General features: G+C 40.2%; 13 protein-coding genes. 11 read left to right on the plus strand and 2 right to left on the minus strand.

Annotated features, from left to right (window positions below; genetic code table 11):
* The first annotated feature begins 20 nt into the window (after positions 1–20).
* A complete protein-coding gene (locus KW850_RS10760; RefSeq protein WP_218347573.1) occupies positions 21–737 on the plus strand; it encodes a ComFC family protein in 717 nt (238 codons plus the stop codon).
* Between the two features lie 128 nt (positions 738–865).
* Here the strand turns inward: KW850_RS10760 and KW850_RS10765 are convergent, their stop codons facing one another.
* Entirely contained in the window at positions 866–1,033 is a 168-nt protein-coding gene (locus KW850_RS10765; RefSeq protein ID WP_218347574.1) for a hypothetical protein, read from the minus strand.
* Positions 1,034–1,278: 245 nt separating this feature from the next.
* Here KW850_RS10765 and hpf point away from each other — a divergent pair, with 245 nt between their 5' ends.
* Positions 1,279–1,827, plus strand: coding sequence for a ribosome hibernation-promoting factor, HPF/YfiA family (gene hpf, locus KW850_RS10770; protein ID WP_218347575.1), 549 nt, complete (start codon positions 1,279–1,281; stop codon positions 1,825–1,827).
* 123 nt (positions 1,828–1,950) lie between these two features.
* Positions 1,951–3,561: a gamma-glutamyltransferase family protein gene (locus KW850_RS10775; protein ID WP_218347576.1), complete on the plus strand. Its 1,611-nt coding sequence runs from the start codon at positions 1,951–1,953 to the stop codon at positions 3,559–3,561.
* A gap of 393 nt (positions 3,562–3,954) precedes the next feature.
* Here the strand turns inward: KW850_RS10775 and secA are convergent, their stop codons facing one another.
* Positions 3,955–6,465 carry a preprotein translocase subunit SecA gene (secA, locus tag KW850_RS10780; RefSeq protein WP_218347577.1) on the minus strand — a complete coding sequence of 837 codons (2,511 nt, stop codon included), beginning with the start codon at positions 6,463–6,465 and terminating at the stop codon, positions 3,955–3,957.
* Positions 6,466–7,010: 545 nt separating this feature from the next.
* Here secA and KW850_RS10785 point away from each other — a divergent pair.
* The 8 genes from KW850_RS10785 to prfB all read left to right on the plus strand — a co-directional run bounded on the left by KW850_RS10785 (position 7,011) and on the right by prfB (position 17,484).
* Positions 7,011–8,390, plus strand: coding sequence for a cytochrome c3 family protein (locus tag KW850_RS10785; protein ID WP_218347578.1), 1,380 nt, complete (start codon positions 7,011–7,013; stop codon positions 8,388–8,390).
* A gap of 29 nt (positions 8,391–8,419) precedes the next feature.
* The gene (locus KW850_RS10790; RefSeq protein WP_218347579.1) at positions 8,420–9,580 is read left to right on the plus strand and encodes a NapC/NirT family cytochrome c; all 1,161 of its coding nucleotides are present in this window, start codon (positions 8,420–8,422) and stop codon (positions 9,578–9,580) included.
* A gap of 31 nt (positions 9,581–9,611) precedes the next feature.
* Positions 9,612–10,322 (plus strand): tetratricopeptide repeat protein, encoded by a 711-nt coding sequence (locus KW850_RS10795; RefSeq protein ID WP_218347580.1) that lies wholly within the window; start codon positions 9,612–9,614, stop codon positions 10,320–10,322.
* A gap of 15 nt (positions 10,323–10,337) precedes the next feature.
* Complete coding sequence (locus KW850_RS10800; protein WP_218347581.1) at positions 10,338–11,300, plus strand: 6-bladed beta-propeller; 963 nt, start codon at positions 10,338–10,340, stop codon at positions 11,298–11,300.
* 98 nt (positions 11,301–11,398) lie between these two features.
* Complete coding sequence (locus KW850_RS10805) at positions 11,399–12,514, plus strand: cytochrome c3 family protein (protein WP_218347582.1); 1,116 nt, start codon at positions 11,399–11,401, stop codon at positions 12,512–12,514.
* Positions 12,515–12,860: 346 nt separating this feature from the next.
* Complete coding sequence (locus tag KW850_RS10810) at positions 12,861–14,045, plus strand: cytochrome c3 family protein (RefSeq protein ID WP_218347583.1); 1,185 nt, start codon at positions 12,861–12,863, stop codon at positions 14,043–14,045.
* Between the two features lie 220 nt (positions 14,046–14,265).
* Positions 14,266–16,167 (plus strand): cytochrome c3 family protein, encoded by a 1,902-nt coding sequence (locus tag KW850_RS10815; protein ID WP_218347584.1) that lies wholly within the window; start codon positions 14,266–14,268, stop codon positions 16,165–16,167.
* Between the two features lie 215 nt (positions 16,168–16,382).
* A protein-coding gene (gene prfB / locus KW850_RS10820) for a peptide chain release factor 2 (protein ID WP_218347585.1) occupies positions 16,383–17,484 on the plus strand; the annotation gives its coding sequence in 2 pieces (ribosomal slippage) (positions 16,383–16,454 and positions 16,456–17,484; 1,101 coding nt in all).
* The last annotated feature ends 109 nt before the right edge of the window (positions 17,485–17,593 follow it).

A 17,593-nucleotide genomic window follows, 5' to 3' on the forward strand; every position in this document is an offset into this window, starting at 1 on the left:
AAAGAGTGAGGAGCATAAAAATGAATCTATTCCACCAAGACCGCTGCCTTATCTGCAATGAACAGATAAGGCCAAGCATAGGCTGGACAGCCATTTTCTCAGTTGAGAAGGAACTTCTCATTTGTCCTATATGTGAAGGAAAGTTAGAAAAAATCACTGGCGACGTATGTCGAATTTGCAGCCGTCCGCTGCTCCATGTCGAGGAGCAATTTCGCAATGGCGATGTGTGCCATGATTGCTTCCGTTGGGAGGAAGACGCAAACTGGCAAGGAACCCTTGAGAAGAATGATTCTCTATTTGTCTACAATGATTTTTTAAAAGAGGTTGTGGCAAAATTTAAATTTCGCGGCGATTATGTACTGGCAAAGATTTTTGCAGAAGTCTTCAGGGGGAAGCTTAGTGAATTAGCACCTGACCTGTTAGTGCCTATTCCATTAAGTGATGAACGGCAATATGAGCGGGGCTTTAATCAAGCAGCAGCCCTCCTAACAGAGGCAGGTTTTTCTCCTGCAATTATGCTCAGCAGGATCCACGCTGAAAAGCAATCGAAAAAATCTAGATCGGAGCGGATTCATCTTCCTCAGGTCTTTCAAGTTCACCATGAGGGGACCTTAACCGGAAAAAAAGTAATTTTAATTGATGATATCTATACAACGGGCTCCACACTAAGGCACGCTGCAAAACTGTTAAAAGAGGCGGGGGCAAAAAGCGTTCAATCCCTCACACTTGGGCGATAACGAAAGCAGGGGAATCGGGAAGCTCCCCCACCCCTAATCCATCATAGCCGCATCTTTAACGCTTTTTGTGCCGTTTCGATATCATGACCAAGCATCAACCCTAAATCATAAGCTGGATAATTGCCGTGTTAAATTTCCTTTAGCTCAGCGTCCGTTATTATATTTAAGGACATTTTAAATTTCATTAAGCCGACAAATTGGAATGCCACAAGTTTGTGCAATTCCAATGTTCCATGCCAAGCTAACAATTTTTTTCCTAGTGCTCCATCCTCAAGATCCTCTACTCGTTTTAACATCCATTTAGCCTATTCTTTACGCATATTGCTGGAAAGTTGTCCCATTAAAGATTACAATTAAATTGAATAACCATTCATATTAGTAAAAATACCTATGGGTGTCAAAGGTTGTTGAAAACATTGTCACTATATTCCCTTAGTTTTTGTCAATAAATCGACAAAATTTTTGTTCTGATTTAGCAGGATAATCATAGGGTAAAATAGAAATGTTATTACATAGCCTTAACTAAAGGAGGAATCCACACATGAAATATAACGTTCGTGGTGAAAACATTGAGGTAACTCCAGCAATTAGAGAGTATGTAGAGAAGAAAATCGCTAAATTGGAACGCTATTTTACTGAAGCACCTGATGCAAAGGTAAATGTGAATCTAAGATTCAATCAAGATAAAACTTCTAAAGTAGAAGTAACGATCCCACTTCCACAACTAGTTCTTCGAGCTGAAGAAACAAATGTTGACATGTATGCCGGGATTGACTTGATAACTGATAAACTAGAGCGTCAAATTCGCAAACACAAAACAAAGGTAAACCGCAAGTTCCGCGAAAAAGGCGACTTTCCAATTACATTTGCAACTAATGAAAACACTGAAGTACATGAATTAGACGAAGATGAATTAGAATTAGTTCGTACAAAGCGCTTCGACCTAAAACCAATGGACAGTGAAGAAGCGATCCTGCAGATGAACATGCTAGGCCATAGCTTCTATGTCTTTACAAATGCAGATACACATCGTACCAATGTTGTTTATAAGCGCCGTGATGGTCGTTATGGTTTAATCGAAGCCCAATAAACCTATATTAGAAAGAAAACGCTGCTCCTTTATTAGGGTCAGCGTTTTTTTAGATATAGTAAAGCAACTTTTTCGATAGAATCTTCTATATAAAACTATTTTTATAGAAAGAAGTGGCCAATCATGGACTTTGATTTTCAGTACCATCCCTACCCATCACAGCGCACAACCGTGTTCGCTCATCGCGGAATGATAGCAACCTCTCAGCCGCTTGCGGCTCAGGCAGGGCTGGATATCCTTAAACAGGGCGGGAATGCCATTGATGCTGCAATTGCCACGGCTGCTGCCTTAACCGTTCTGGAGCCGACCTCAAACGGGATCGGGGGGGATGCCTTCGCACTAGTCTGGACCAAGGGTAAACTACATGGCTTAAATGCAAGTGGTCCTGCACCGAAGCAATTGTCTATTGATGCCGTGAAAGCGAGAGGCTATGACAAAATTCCTGCGCATGGCCTGATTCCGGTAACCGTTCCTGGCGCGCCCTCAGCTTGGGCTGAACTTTCTCGGAAATTTGGTCGTCTTCCATTGCAAGGCGTTCTTCAGCCTGCTATAGACTATGCAGAAAACGGGTATCCGCTAACACCGACACTCGCGAAATATTGGCATCTTGTATATTCGCGGTACAAACAAATTCTCACAGCGGAAGAATTCCAGCCTTGGTTTGAAACCTTTGCCCCAAAAGGGCGGGCGCCGAAAGCAGGGGAGATTTGGCGTTCGAAGAACCACGCTAATACCTTGCGCTCCATTGCTGAATCGGGTGCGGAAAGCTTTTACCGTGGCGAACTCGCCGGCAAAATCGCTGCCTTCTCCGAGCGCTACCATGGGTTCATTTCTAAAAGAGATTTGGCAGGCTATCGAGCGGAGTGGGTTGAGCCTATTAAAGCCAGCTATCACGGCTATGATGTTTGGGAAATCCCGCCGAACGGTCAAGGACTTGTCGCACTGCTGGCCTTGAATATCATCAAAGGGTTTGATTTCAGTGAAAAGGAAACCGTTGACACTTATCATAAACAAATCGAGGCAATAAAACTGGCATTTACGGATGGGAAAGCGATCATCACGGACCCTGATTTTATGAAAATGAACCTAGCTGACGTACTTTCTGATGAGTATGGCGAATCCAGACGCAGTGAGATCGTTGATGAAGCGTTGGTGCCGACACCCTGCCAGCCGCCACGTGGGGGCACCGTCTACCTCGCTGCGGCAGATGGTGAAGGCAACATGGTCTCATTTATTCAGAGCAATTACATGGGCTTCGGCTCCGGTATCGTGGTGCCAGGCACCGGGATTGCGTTACAAAATCGCGGGTGTGATTTCTCTTTGGATCCTGACCATCCAAATGCATTGCGGCCTGGTGCCAAGACGTATCACACGATTATTCCCGGGTTTCTAACAAAGGGTGATCATGCGGTCGGACCGTTTGGAGTGATGGGCGGCTATATGCAGCCTCAAGGGCATCTGCAGGTAATCATGAATACCATCGACTTTGGTTTAAATCCACAGGCCGCTCTCGACGCACCAAGATGGCAATGGATCGATGGGAAGAGGGTAGAAGTAGAGCCACATTTCCCGAATCATCTTGCGCAAGCCCTTGTTCGGAAAGGCCATCAAATTGAAGTGGCCCTCGACACAGGCAACTTCGGACGCGGACAGATTATTTGGCGCGACCCAGAGACTGGCGTATTGATGGGGGGAACAGAAGCACGGACAGACGGGGCCATAGCTGCGTGGTAAGGTCTCGAGACATGCGCAGTAATTGGAATTCGCTGATAGGATGCGGAAATCCGCTGGTAGAATGCATTATTATGAAAATTGATCTAATCAGGCATCTCTTCTAGGTAAGAGATGCTTGTTTTAAATTTGATGAATAGTTATCCACATGTGGGTAATCGCAAATTAATGAAATTTACACACAATTCTGCAAATGATATCCACAATAAGGGGCGCTCAAGTGGATATCTCTAAAAACCAGACCTAAATCTACAAAAATTGGCTGGATAACTACAAAAATACAGTGGATATCCACAAATTTTCAGAAGATATCAACAATTTTTCACCACTTATCTACAAGTCCACGATTAACAAAGAAGAGCCAGCGATCGAAATCGCCGGCTCTTGCCATTCTACTTATTTCCCTGCCCCACAGCAGTTCTTATATTTCTTGCCGCTTCCACAAATACATGGATCATTACGGCCCACATCAATTTGGTTCACTTTTGGTTTTTTCTTAACGGCTTCTCCATCTTCTTTTGGATTAACGGCTTGGCCTTTTGCAACTTCTTGACGCTCAAGGTTGTTGCGGATTTCAGCCTTCATGATATACATGGCTGCTTCGTCCTCGATTGATTGAATCATTGCCTCAAACATCGCAAAGCCTTCGTGCTGGTATTCACGAAGCGGATCAATCTGACCGTAGGCACGTAAATGAATACCTTGGCGAAGCTGATCCATCGCATCAATATGGTCAATCCATTTGGAGTCAACCGCACGGAGCGTTACCACTTTTTCAAATTCACGCATCTGCTCAGGGAAGAGAAGCTGCTCTTTTTCTTCGTAACGTTCCTTCACTTTGGCAAAAATGGTATCGCGAATTTCCTCTGGATCTTTTCCTTTCAGGTCATCCACCGTGATGTCGCCTTCATGTAAAAGAGTGGCATTCACATAATCGATAATCGCTTGCAGATTCCATTCTTCTTCATCCTCATGACGAGAAGCATGGGCATCGACATTCCGCTCGATAGAGTTCATAATCATCTTCTGAACAATTTCGCGAAGGTTTTCAGACTCTAGTACTTCATCACGCTGGGTGTAGATAATTTCACGCTGCTGGCGAAGTACATCATCATATTGCAAGAGCTGTTTACGAGCATCAAAGTTGTTGCCCTCAACGCGTTTCTGCGCAGATTCAACCGCTCTTGACACCATCTTACTTTGGATTGGCTGGGAATCATCCATGCCAAGTCGTTCCATCATTGCTTTCATATTATCTGAACCAAAACGGCGCATCAGTTCATCTTCCATCGATAAATAGAACTGAGTAATACCAGGATCTCCTTGACGTCCGGAACGTCCACGGAGCTGATTATCAATCCGTCGGCTTTCATGTCGCTCTGTACCTATAACAGCAAGTCCGCCTAATTCTAATACACCTTCGCCAAGCTTAATGTCAGTACCACGACCAGCCATGTTAGTCGCGATTGTAACGGCTCCTTTGTGACCTGCTTCAGCAATGATTTCAGCTTCACGCTCATGGTTTTTCGCGTTCAACACATTGTGGCGAATACCCTTTTTCACTAAATACTTAGAAATAAGCTCAGACGTTTCAATCGCAACTGTACCAACAAGTACTGGCTGTCCTTGTTGATGACGCGCAGCGATATCCTCAACAACTGCACGAAATTTACCGTCCATGGAAGAGTAAATTAAATCAGGACGGTCATCACGGGCAATTGGTCGATTCGTAGAGATAACGATAACATTCATGTTATAAATGTTACGGAATTCTTCCTCTTCCGTTTTTGCCGTACCAGTCATTCCGGCTAATTTTTCATACATCCGGAAGTAGTTTTGGAACGTAATCGTTGCCATTGTCATACTTTCGTTTTGAACTTCGAGTCCTTCTTTTGCCTCTATGGCTTGGTGCAAGCCTTCACTATAACGGCGGCCCTTCATTAAACGGCCAGTGAACTGGTCAACAATGACTATTTCGCCGTCTTGCACGACATAGTCAACATCAAGGTGCATGCTGACATTTGCTTTAAGTGCCTGATTAATATGATGGTTTAAGGTAACGTGTGCCATGTCAAAAAGGTTATCAATACCGAAAGCTTTTTCGGCTTTACTAATTCCTTCTTCAGTCAACATTACACCCTTTGTTTTTTCATCGTAGGTATAATCAGTTTCCTTTGAAAGCATCCGGACAAAGCCATTAGCTTGGATATAAAGAACAGCGGACTTTTGTGCTGATCCGGAAATAATTAACGGTGTCCGCGCTTCATCGATTAAAATCGAGTCAACCTCATCAATAACTGCAAAGAAAAGTGGGCGCTGTACTTTTTGTTCCTTATAGAGGACCATGTTATCACGCAAATAATCGAAACCAAATTCATTATTCGTTCCGTACGTAATATCAGTGGCATATGCTGCTTGTTTTTCGTCCTTATCCATGCTATTTAAATTCAATCCAACAGTTAAACCTAGGAATTGATACAATTCACCCATTTCGGCGGCGTCACGGCTTGCTAAGTATTCGTTGACAGTAACAACGTGAACACCTCGACCAGAAAGTGCGTTCAAATAAACGGGCATCGTCGCAGTTAACGTTTTACCTTCCCCAGTTTTCATCTCCGAAATGTTTCCTTCGTGAAGGGAAATCCCTCCCATTAGCTGAACATGGTACGGATACAAGCCAAGTACTCGGCGGGCACCTTCACGAACAACCGCAAACGCTTCAACCAGTAAATCATCCAATGATTCGCCGTTTTGATAACGGGACTTGAATTCTTCCGTTTTTTCACGCAGCTGTTCATCCGTCAATCTTTCTGTTTCTTCGGCCAGTGCTTCAATTTTTAGCGCAAGCTTTTCTAGCCGCTTCAGTTCGCGTTTGTTCAAATCAAACACTTTATTTAAAATCCCCATATCTGATGAACGCTCCTTTTACCTGAGAGTCAATAAGTTCGTAACTTGAAAACCTTGTCAAAAATATTCGATAATTTCCCTTTCCATCTTACCACTTCCTCCAAACAGTGACAACAATGTTAGAAGGAAGCAGGATTGCGTCCAATCTACTATTATATTTCCTTCGATGTCAAACTAATCAAATTGCAAGCCTCGCTAAGTTCGATTTTTCGTCAAATTTGAAAGAATGATGGCGTGATTATGAGAATGCATTTCAACCAGAAATAAGAGTCTATAAATTGGTTGGATAGATGAATAATAGTTCGTATTTATGTATAAAAATTCATTCACCCTCCCATTTACTAACACCGTTGTAGTGTTAACAAACCCTATAAATAACAATGTTTATATATTGTTTTTAGGAGAAATCATCTCTTTTGCATGGATGAAAAATTATTCACAATTTGTACATTGGATTATACTTTCACAATGTTAGATACTACCTTTAGAGAGGTTAATATGGAAAATAAATAGATAAAGAATCCAAAATGGGAAGGGTGAATTATGTGGCCATTTGGGGGAAAAAAAATAAAAATATCGATCCCGAAAGTAGAGAAGATAGAAAAAAAGTTGGCCTGATTCGCGGAATATGGGGAAAGTTTCGAGGGATTGACTGGAAGAATCCAGTGAACAGGTGGAAATTACTGTTTGTTTCCCTTGTTGGTTGTATCGTTGTTTTTGGTGGAGGATACGGGGTTCTTTCATTAACAAATTCGCCTACATTCTGTGCGAGCTGTCACGAAATGGCACCAGAGTATTCATCCTATACAGCGAGTGCTCACAACCAGATAACATGTGTCCAGTGTCATATCAAGCCTGGTTTTACCAATATGATTACCCACAAAATGAAATCAATGAAAGAAGTGTACTACCATGTAACTGGTGTTCCTGAACAAATCGTTCAAACCGAAGAAGAGGCCGTTTCGAACGAAAACTGTTTGCAATGTCACTCAAAGAACCGTCTTGTTACGGCATCTGGGGACCTAAAGGTTAACCATAAAGGCCATATCGAAAAAGATATTCCTTGTATTACCTGTCATGCCGGTGTTGTTCACGCTAAGATGGCAACCCGCGGTATCAACGTCGAAGAAGTTCGCGGCAAATGGACTGTAAAGAGTGCGGAGAAATTAATGGAAAAAAAATACTTGAGACCTAACATGGGTACGTGTATTGACTGCCATGACAAAGTAAATAACGGCGAAAAGCCTTGGAAAGATCCAGCTTATAACGTACCGGTTAATCCGGAAGCAGTCGAGAAAAAACTGGAAGAAAAGGTCAATGAAGCAACAAAAGAAACGGCAACAATATCAACCACAGAAGGCGAAAATGCGGAGGAAGCAGCTGCCGCGCACGATGAAAAAACGCAAGATATCATTTTACAAGCAATCGGAAAGCAAAAGAAAGATGTTAAGGTTTCAATGGAATGTGAAACTTGTCACAAAAAAACTGAAATTCCTAAAACGCATAAAAATGTTGATTGGGGCAATAATCACGGCGGTACTGCTGTTCAACAACTAGATAAATGTATGAACTGTCACCAAGATTCAAAATGGGTAAGGGAAATTCCAAAAGAAGACATCATCTCACTTCTTAAAATGGGTAATCAAAATGTGAAGTATACACCAAGCGTAACACTTGCAAAAGAACAAGCACGAACTAATAAATTCTGCAGTGCCTGTCACTCTGATCGTCCCTCTGGACATGGTGAAAGCAATCAATGGTTGACTGCGCATGCATCCAAAGCCGAAACAAGTGACCAGAAAGCTGAATGCTTTGTTTGCCATGACCGTGATAAACCAAAAGCAGACTCAACTAATGCAAAAGCACCGACAGATGTTTATTGCCAATACTGTCATAGAACTGGCTTTAAAGATGATAAGAAATAAACGGAAATCGTTCTAGAGGAGGGTAAATAATGGAAAAAGAAATCAAAGACCAGATCTCCCCTCCACGGACTCGCTACAAGGTATATAAATATTTAACAGTAGCACTGCTATTTATCGTCGTCTTTTTCTCATTGGGACTAATAGGAGTAGAAACTACTTCCAGTTCAAGTTTCTGCTCCTCATGCCATGAGATGAAGCCGGAGTATTATACGTGGAAGGCGTCCACACATAGTGAAGTGGATTGTGTTAAGTGTCATATAGGCTCGGGTACAGAAGAATATGCTAAAGCGAAAGCAAACGGATTAATGCAGGTGTATAAGAAAGCAACACAGACATACACCGCTCCTATCAGAATGCCAAAGGAAATACCTGATAGTGCGTGTGAGTCATGCCACGATGTTTCGAAACGAGAGGTCACAGCATCTGGGGACATTATTATCCCTCATGATAAGCATAAAAATAAAGAAATTGAGTGTATTCAATGTCATAACGGAATAGCGCACGGTAAAATTGCGGATCGAAAGATGACTTTCCAAACAGATTATGAAAAATGGGATCGTAAAACGGGTATATCTGCAATGGCCGATTTAAAATTCACTCGTCCAGACATGGACACATGTATTGAATGTCATAAGGCTCGTAAAATAACCACCGAATGTTCAGCGTGTCATACAACGGGAATGGTTCCAAAAAGCCATAAAGAAGCGGAATTTAAAACGAAAACACACGGCAAGCAGGCTGCAGAGCAATTAAAGAAGTGTAACCAGTGTCATAGTGATATGTCAAAAGATAAGCTTAAAGGTTATGATGATGTATCAGTTTTAGAGAGCTTCCTTAACAGCGGTCAAGCACAAGCAAAACAAAAGAACCATTTTAACTATGCTAAAGAAAATACTTTTTGTGAGGATTGCCATAAAAAACGCCCTGCAAGCCACGACAGTCATTTCTACAATAACCATGGTGCAATTGCTAACCAAAACCAAGAATCCTGCCAAGCATGCCATGAGGTGAAAAAGTCGAGTACGACAGGTGGAAATCAAGTAACATGCGCTTCTTGTCATCCAAGCAAACATAGTCAAAAGAATAGTTGGAAAGAAAATCATCCGATTTCGTTAGATGGAATTAAGAAACCTTCAGAGAAATGCTACAACTGCCATGCTAAAGCTAGTTGTTCAAAGTGTCATAAGTAGAAAAAACAAATGAAATTCGAGGTGGATATTAATGGAAGCTAGAGAGCTGCCGATCAATCCAGAACCGGAAATTAATGAAAGAACGAAGTTAAAAGAAGAGAATAAAAAGTATTTTACAAAATTACAAGCTGCCTTGCTTCTTATCGTCACGATATTAGTGAGTATTGGTGGAGGCTACTATATAAGCGACAAATATTTATGGTCTAATGCAAGTCAAGAAAGAATTAATGAGCAGCTAGATTATTATAAAGCATTAGTAGATTCTGAACCGAATAATCCTGAACACCGAGTAAATTTAGGATACACCTACTTCTTAAAAGGTGATAACAGCAATGCCATTAACCAGATGAAAGTTGCAACCGATCTAGACAGTAAATACTTTGGAGCCTATTTTAACCTTGGTCTCGTTTATATCGATGAAGAAAGATACAACGATGCCTTAAAGCAGGCCCAAAAAGCAGTCGAGTTGGGACCACGTAATTTTAAAGCCCATTTATTGTCAGGAATGGTATATCGGGATTTGAAAATGTATGAAGAAGCAACCCAATCTCTTAAAGAAGCTCTTAAGTTGATGCCGACTAATACGGATATCATTACCGAAATTGGTCGAGTGGAAGAAGATCAAGGACACAAAAAAGAAGCAGAGAAATTTTTCAAAGAGGCTTTAAACTATGACCCACTATATAAACCTGCATCAGAAGGCTTAGAGAGAATCGCTGCAAATGACAAAGACAGCAAATAGAAGGAGTTGACCACTTTGAAAAAGAGAAATGTTTATATATTGATGAGTATTATTGTCACACTTTCCGTTGCTTTTTTTGCAGCCATCTATTTCTTAAATTTAGAATCGACCATAAAACCGATTGTTGCAAAAGTAGACCCGAGCGGACCACCAGTATATACGAATTCATTATATGGCGAATTTAACAAACCCCTTAACAAACCAATGGATGTAACTAAAATTGGAGAGTTCGTTTATGTAAGTGATACAAATAACAAACAAGTTCAAGTATTTGATCAATCAGGTACTTCAGTTTTCAAATTTGGTAAAGAGGGTACAAAAGATGGCGAATTTAAATTTCCATATGGAATAGCTGGTGATAAGGATGGCAACATCTATGTAGCTGACTTGTACAATGGCAATATTTCCATTTTTGATTCAAAAGGCAAGTTCATTAAATACTTTAATAAGAACGAAAAAGACATTAAATCACCTGGTGGACTCCGCATTTTCGATGAGAAACTCTACGTTACCGATATTAAAGCAAACAAACTATTTATATTTAATCTAGACGGCAAGAAATTAAGGGAAATTGGCGGCCCTGGTGTGGAGGAAGGAAAATTCATTGCACCCAATGCGGTAACAGTAGATAAAGATAATCAAATCTATGTTACAGATTCCGGGAATAATAGGGTACAAGTTTTTGATAAAGACGGTAAATTTATCAAAGTTATTAATGGTTCAAAAGATGGTAAAGGCGATCCAACACTGCTTAATCCTCGAGGAGTAGGTGTTGATTCAAAGGGTAATGTTTATGTGGTAAATAATCTCTCACATAATATTTATGCTTTCGATAAAGATGGGAATCAAATGTTTGAATTAGGTGGAATGGGAACGGATAATGACAAACTTTACCTTCCAAATGGTCTGTTTATCGACGATCGAGATACATTGTTCGTGACAGATACAATCAATCAAAGAGTCTCCATTTTCTACTAATAACCCTTTTTGTTTAAGGAGGTGATTTCGAAAGATCGCTGCTTTAACGTTATTCACTTAATTTAGAGAAAAAGAGAGAAAATTGGGAGGTTTTAAGAATGAGTAAGTTGAAATTGGGCTTGTCATCTGTATTTATGCTGATTTTATTAAGCATATTTAGTGCGGTTGCCTTTGCTGAGGATGGAGTACCTCCAACCTCTACAAATCCAGCACCTGGAATTCATGTAGGTGATGTTGATAACTTTGGTAATAAAAGTACCCACAAAACCCATGGTAATTTCCAAAACAACACTAACTCTTGTGCAAACTGTCATAGTACGCACAACGGGGAAGACGAAAAGTTGTTAATGAAAGACGGGGAATATGAACTTTGTATGTCCTGTCACGATGGTACAATGGGCTTTTATGATGTTACAAAAGGCAGCGGAGCAGGAACTTTTGATGATTCACACTTAAGTTCTTCTATGCATAATGTTGATTCAGATCTGTTAGTAAAACAAGCACCTGGTGCGGTTAAGAATACATCAAATGATGTATTAGAATGTTCAAGCTGTCACAATCCACACGGTTCTGCTAACGACAGATTATTAAAAGAAACTGTTATCGGAGCTACACCGTTTGCTTTTAATCCTACAACAAATGTAGCAGTTCCAGTTGGTACTAAAACAATCAATCTTGCCTTAACAGAAGATCCTGAATTTGCGGCTATTAACTCTCTTACGGGTACTAGTGGATTAAAAATCACAAAATCAATTGGACCAAAAGATTCAATTGATAAACAATACTATTCTCAATTCTGTTCTGCTTGTCACGATGATTATTTAGCGAAGAGATCATCTGGCAGACCTAGCAACGCAACTAAGACAGACACACATGATTACTTGTTCTCACATACTACGAACTCTACTTCTACAGGAAGAAACTGTGCTGCTTGTCACTATGCGCATGGTACAGATGTGACAACGTTAACAGATGCATTAGGACAAAAAGTTGCGGACCTTACTAAGCCGGTTGCAGATGGCGGGAAATATGGCTGGACTCAAGAAAAAGCTGAAGCATACATGAAAGATGTAAGTGCGAAAGGTTCTTCTTTAAAGAAATATACTAACATGGCGATTTGTTTTGCTTGTCACGCCACTAGTATCTCAAATCAGGTTGATCCACAATACATTGGCCCGGATGGACGTTTCATTGGAAGAGGATTAATCAGATAAAAATTAAGGCGCCCAATGGGACCTTTGAAAGAATAGTAATGATTGAACAAGGTAGCAATAGTAATATTGTTACCTTGTTTTAAATGATTAAACTTTGAAAATAGTAAACTACATAAATTAAATCCAAAATGAACAGAAAAACGACCAATCTTACCTCCCAAAGTGGTTTGTTTTTTGATTATATACACCTTCTAAATGTGCTCTGACTGTAAAAAAAGATAGATTAGGATATTTTGATCTTTTAAGGGGGTGGTAAAAAAAGAAAGATTGAGCCTGTTCAACCACATAGAAAAAAGAAAAAGAGAGAGAAAAACAAACAGAAAGATTTATGGGAGGTTTTTTAGAAATGAGTAAGTTAAAAATTAGCTTGTCTGCATTGTTAGTGCTTGTCCTAGTGAGCCTGTTTGGCGCATTAGCTTCTGCAGCAGAATTTACACCTACGACCACAAATCCAGCACCTGGCATTAACGTTGGGGACGTTGACAACTTTGGTAACCAAAACACACACAAAACCCATGGTAACTTCCAAAACAACACCAACTCTTGTGCGAACTGCCATAGCACGCACAACGGGGAAGATGAAATGTTGTTAATGAAGAGTGGCGAATACGAACTTTGTATGTCCTGCCATGATGGCACAATGGGCTTCTATAACGTTACAAAAGCAAGTGAAGCTGGTGTAATCGATTCACACGAAATGAGTGCATCCATGCACGATGTGAAATCAGAACTAACAGAAAAAGCAGCGCCTGGAGCACTAAATAATAAATCTACTGGTACATTCGAATGCTCTAGTTGTCATAATCCACATGGTTCAGCTAACGATCGATTACTAAAGGAAACTGTTGCCGGTAAAACATATGCTAACACTTACAATGTCACTATCGTTGGTTATACAGAAACTATTGTTAAAACACCACTAGCAGTAGGGAATAAAGCAATTAAACTTAATTTAGTAGAAGATCCTGAATTTGCGGATATCAACAACAGCACGACTATGTCAGGATTAAAAATTTACAAATCAAATGGGATCTACAACAAACCTGCTGATGGGTTAACTCAAGCACAGGTTTATGATTACAAATTGAATTACTCTGAATTCTGTGCAAGCTGTCATGATGATTACTTGAAAAATAGAGAAAATGGACCAAGGGCTGATGGGGTACATTATACACATACAACCAATAGTACTAAGCAAGGTAGAAGCTGTACAGCCTGTCACTACGCACATGGTACAGATATTACTCTATTAAAAGACACAGCTGGTAAAACAATTGCCGATTTACAAAAACCAATTGCAGATGGCGGAAAAGGCTGGACTGAAGCACAAGCTAAAGCTTACATGAAAGAAGTAAGTCCTAAAGGTTCATCCTTGAAGAGATTTACAAACATGGCTGTATGTTGGGCTTGTCACCAATCTACACACCAAATTGCAAATACTCCAGGAACCACAAATTATCCAAATACTACAGATTATAAAAACTACTTAGTTCCTGGTGGAGATTACTCAGGTAAATCGTTAATTAAATAATTAAAAAAAGCTAACAAATAGCCCATCTATTTGTTAGCCCCACTAAAATTCACAGTAAACAAGGTGGCAATATCACTATTGTTACCTTGTTTTTATTATGGCACCTGAGGATAAAAAGTGTCAAAAATATTTAACTTAACGACGAAAATTAATGTTAATTCAGTTGATATAATTAATTATAGTTTTATACCTAATTCGTGAAAAGTAGAGGATGAATAGCATGAAAAGGAAGAACTACAAACGAAAGCTAATCTCATTCATTGTTATTTGGAGCGTTGTTCTTAGTTCCCTCCTTTTTAGTTCTCCTGATAACATAGTTGTATTAGCATCGGCTGATACTGAAATACAATTAGTATCACCGGAACAAGGAGCGGTGTTTAATGCTCCAACGGTTGAAATTATTGGAAGTATTTCGGATGAACTTACCCTAGCTAACAACCTTTTAATCAAGGTGTTTGAACAGATTGATGCTTCTTTACAGCCTATTGATATTACTGGCGATGGAAAGCTTACAATTGTACCACAAGAGAAATATGCAGACTTCACCTTTTCAAAAGAGTATAGTGAGGGAACTCATAAGATAACGTTTGTGGTTACTAACGAGGATGGTGTAAGCGCAAAGGTAGATCAAACGTTTACAGTAGAGTCTGCTAGTGCAGAGCCAGCGAATAATTCTTCAGCAGCATCAGATAATGGAACAGCAGCCCCACTCCAACCATCACCTGAAGAAAGCGGCACAAGTCAAAATTCCACTTCAACAACTGCTGCGAGTCAAGTGTCATCCAAAGTAACGGATACTTCTCAACTAACGGTTGAGGAGGTCAGTAGGCCATATATGGCCCATATGTATCTTATTCCAAAGGGGAGCGAAAATAAGTACGAACCTGGAAAAGAAGTACCCAGCAGCTTTCTTCCTGCTGAGGATATGACGAGAGTGCCATTGGATTACATGATATTAATAGATGTCAGAAGCAAGGAACCATTAACTAAAACTCAACCTTTGTTAACGTCATTTGGGAATTTTACAGGAAAGGAAGACTTAGTAAAAACCACTTTATTAACGGATAATCTTACATCCTATGTCTATACCTTTACGCCTGATAAAAGTTTTACGTTTAAAACAAGCTATTATGTCTATGTAAGCCCCAAATTTTCAAGCGAATCGGGGAATGAAATTATCCCTAGATTCCTAAAATTTACGACTGTCAGTCAATATGAAGAATATCAATTTCAGGCTGACAAAGGGGACAACGGGAAGGATTACAGGGATAACGACTATATCCATGGACCTTATTCCGTTGTCACTAATGCATGTGCCTTCTGCCATAGTACTCACAACGGGACTAATGATTTTCTTATAAGTGGTGAAAAAGGATCAACCGAAAATGAATTGTGCATGGCATGCCATGATGGAACGGGGGCACCAAAGATAGAGGGAGATAATATTCACAGGAAACATTATCTAGATGATAGTGTTTCCTGTTCTAGCTGTCATGATCCTCATAATCCTGGGACGAAAGAGAATCCAAACAGTTTGCATAGTATTTCAGTTCCTGATAATAATGGCAGTCACTTTATGGCATACAATAAAGCGAGTTCAGCTGTCGGTAATGCTGATGACTTTTCATTATGTTTGAGTTGTCATAATGGCAAAGAAGATACGATTAGTCAAAAACAAATCACAGATATTGAAAAATATTATAAAGAAGCAACGTTTATTGGCCAATCGGGTCACAATATTAAAGCTTCTGATGATAGCGGCAGTTCATTAAACGGTCAACTTCCATGTGCTGAATGTCATGAAACGCATGGTTCCGAAAATCTAAAAATGCTAAGATCAGAGCTTGGAAACATAAAGCTCGCGGATGATTCGAAAAAATACATCTCATCTGGTGATACCTGGAATGCCGCCAATGAACGTGATTTTTGTTTGAAATGCCATAATCAATCTACGATAATATATGGTAAAACCGCATTATTCAAAGAAAAAGACGATCTTGATCAGCCTATTATTGGACACCGGCTTGATGAAGATAAGGACGTAAGTTGTTCTTCATGCCATGGTGGTCAATCGAAATCATTTATTGAAGCGGCCCATTCACCTGGAAAATTATCGAAATAAAAAACGAGAGGAAATTCTCTCAACTCGTTTCTTTCTATAATATTTTTTCATCCACTCCTGCTCAACATCAATCCTTCCTGAGCAGGTTTATTCTTTTTAATGACCAAACTTTGAAATTTAGGCTGTTCTCACGCTATAATGGTTAAGAATCTGAGGAGCGTTTTCAGAATAAAATACAACACAGGATATTTTTAATTTCTATAGAGGTGAAGATAATGGAATTAGCAGAAATTCGTAATGAACTTGAAAAAACAGCTAAGAAATTAGCGGACTTTAGGGGGTCTCTTTGACCTTGAGAATAAAGAAGCAAGAATTGCTGAATTAGATGATGAGATGCTCCAGCCTGAATTTTGGAATGATCAGCAGGCAGCGCAGACAGTCATTAGTGAAGCAAATGGATTAAAGGATCAGGTCAATGAATTTTATGAACTGAATAATAGCTTTGAGAACTTGGAATTAACCTATGAACTGGTCAAAGAAGAAAGTGATGAAGAATTGCGTGCTGAGTTGGAGGATGAACTTCAACAGCTAACAGCGCGTTTGAGTCAATTTGAACTGCAGCTTCTCCTAAGCGAGGAGTACGATAAAAATAATGCGATTTTGGAACTTCACCCGGGTGCTGGTGGAACAGAATCACAAGACTGGGGCTCGATGCTGCTTCGGATGTATACTCGTTGGGCAGAGAAAAAGGGCTTTAAGGTCGAGACACTTGATTACTTGCCTGGTGATGAAGCGGGAATTAAGAGTGTTACACTTGCAATTAAAGGGCATAATGCGTATGGCTACTTAAAAGCGGAAAAAGGGGTTCACCGTCTCGTTCGGATTTCACCTTTTGATGCCTCAGGCCGACGCCATACCTCTTTCGTTTCTTGTGAAGTTATGCCTGAATTTAATGAGGAAATTCAAGTGGATATCCGTACTGAGGATCTAAAAATTGATACGTATCGTGCAACAGGAGCGGGTGGACAGCATATCAATACTACTGATTCGGCTGTCCGGATTACCCACCTGCCAACAGGTGTGGTGGTAACGTGCCAATCCGAACGCTCACAGATTAAAAACCGTGAAGCCGCCATGAAGATGTTGAAATCTAAGTTGTATCAATTGGAAATTGAGCGCCAGGAACAAGAACTGCTCGAAATTCGCGGCGAACAGAAAGAAATCGGCTGGGGAAGTCAAATCCGTTCTTACGTTTTCCATCCGTATTCAATGGTGAAAGATCACCGCACTAGCACAGAAAGCGGGAATGTTCAGGCCGTTATGGACGGAGATTTGGACCAGTTTATTAATGCGTATCTAAGATCGAGAATTTCGTAATATGATTTGAAACATAAAAAAGAAAAGCCTTTGCCGACCAATTCGGCAAAGGCTTTTCTTTTGGGATTTATATGCCGATTATTCATATTTTTAATACATTTAATGATCA

It is taken from the genome of Bacillus sp. sid0103 (assembly GCF_019219025.1).

Bases quoted from the DNA above. Each gene is read 5' to 3' on its own strand.
- KW850_RS10760 (WP_218347573.1), top strand. From the start codon at position 21: ATGAATCTATTCCACCAAGACCGCTGCCTTATCTGCAATGAACAGATA.
- KW850_RS10765 (WP_218347574.1), bottom strand. From the start codon at position 1,033: ATGTTAAAACGAGTAGAGGATCTTGAGGATGGAGCACTAGGAAAAAAA.
- hpf (WP_218347575.1), top strand. From the start codon at position 1,279: ATGAAATATAACGTTCGTGGTGAAAACATTGAGGTAACTCCAGCAATT.
- KW850_RS10775 (WP_218347576.1), top strand. From the start codon at position 1,951: ATGGACTTTGATTTTCAGTACCATCCCTACCCATCACAGCGCACAACC.
- secA (WP_218347577.1), bottom strand. From the start codon at position 6,465: ATGGGGATTTTAAATAAAGTGTTTGATTTGAACAAACGCGAACTGAAG.
- KW850_RS10790 (WP_218347579.1), top strand. From the start codon at position 8,420: ATGGAAAAAGAAATCAAAGACCAGATCTCCCCTCCACGGACTCGCTAC.
- KW850_RS10795 (WP_218347580.1), top strand. From the start codon at position 9,612: ATGGAAGCTAGAGAGCTGCCGATCAATCCAGAACCGGAAATTAATGAA.
- KW850_RS10805 (WP_218347582.1), top strand. From the start codon at position 11,399: ATGAGTAAGTTGAAATTGGGCTTGTCATCTGTATTTATGCTGATTTTA.
- KW850_RS10810 (WP_218347583.1), top strand. From the start codon at position 12,861: ATGAGTAAGTTAAAAATTAGCTTGTCTGCATTGTTAGTGCTTGTCCTA.
- KW850_RS10815 (WP_218347584.1), top strand. From the start codon at position 14,266: ATGAAAAGGAAGAACTACAAACGAAAGCTAATCTCATTCATTGTTATT.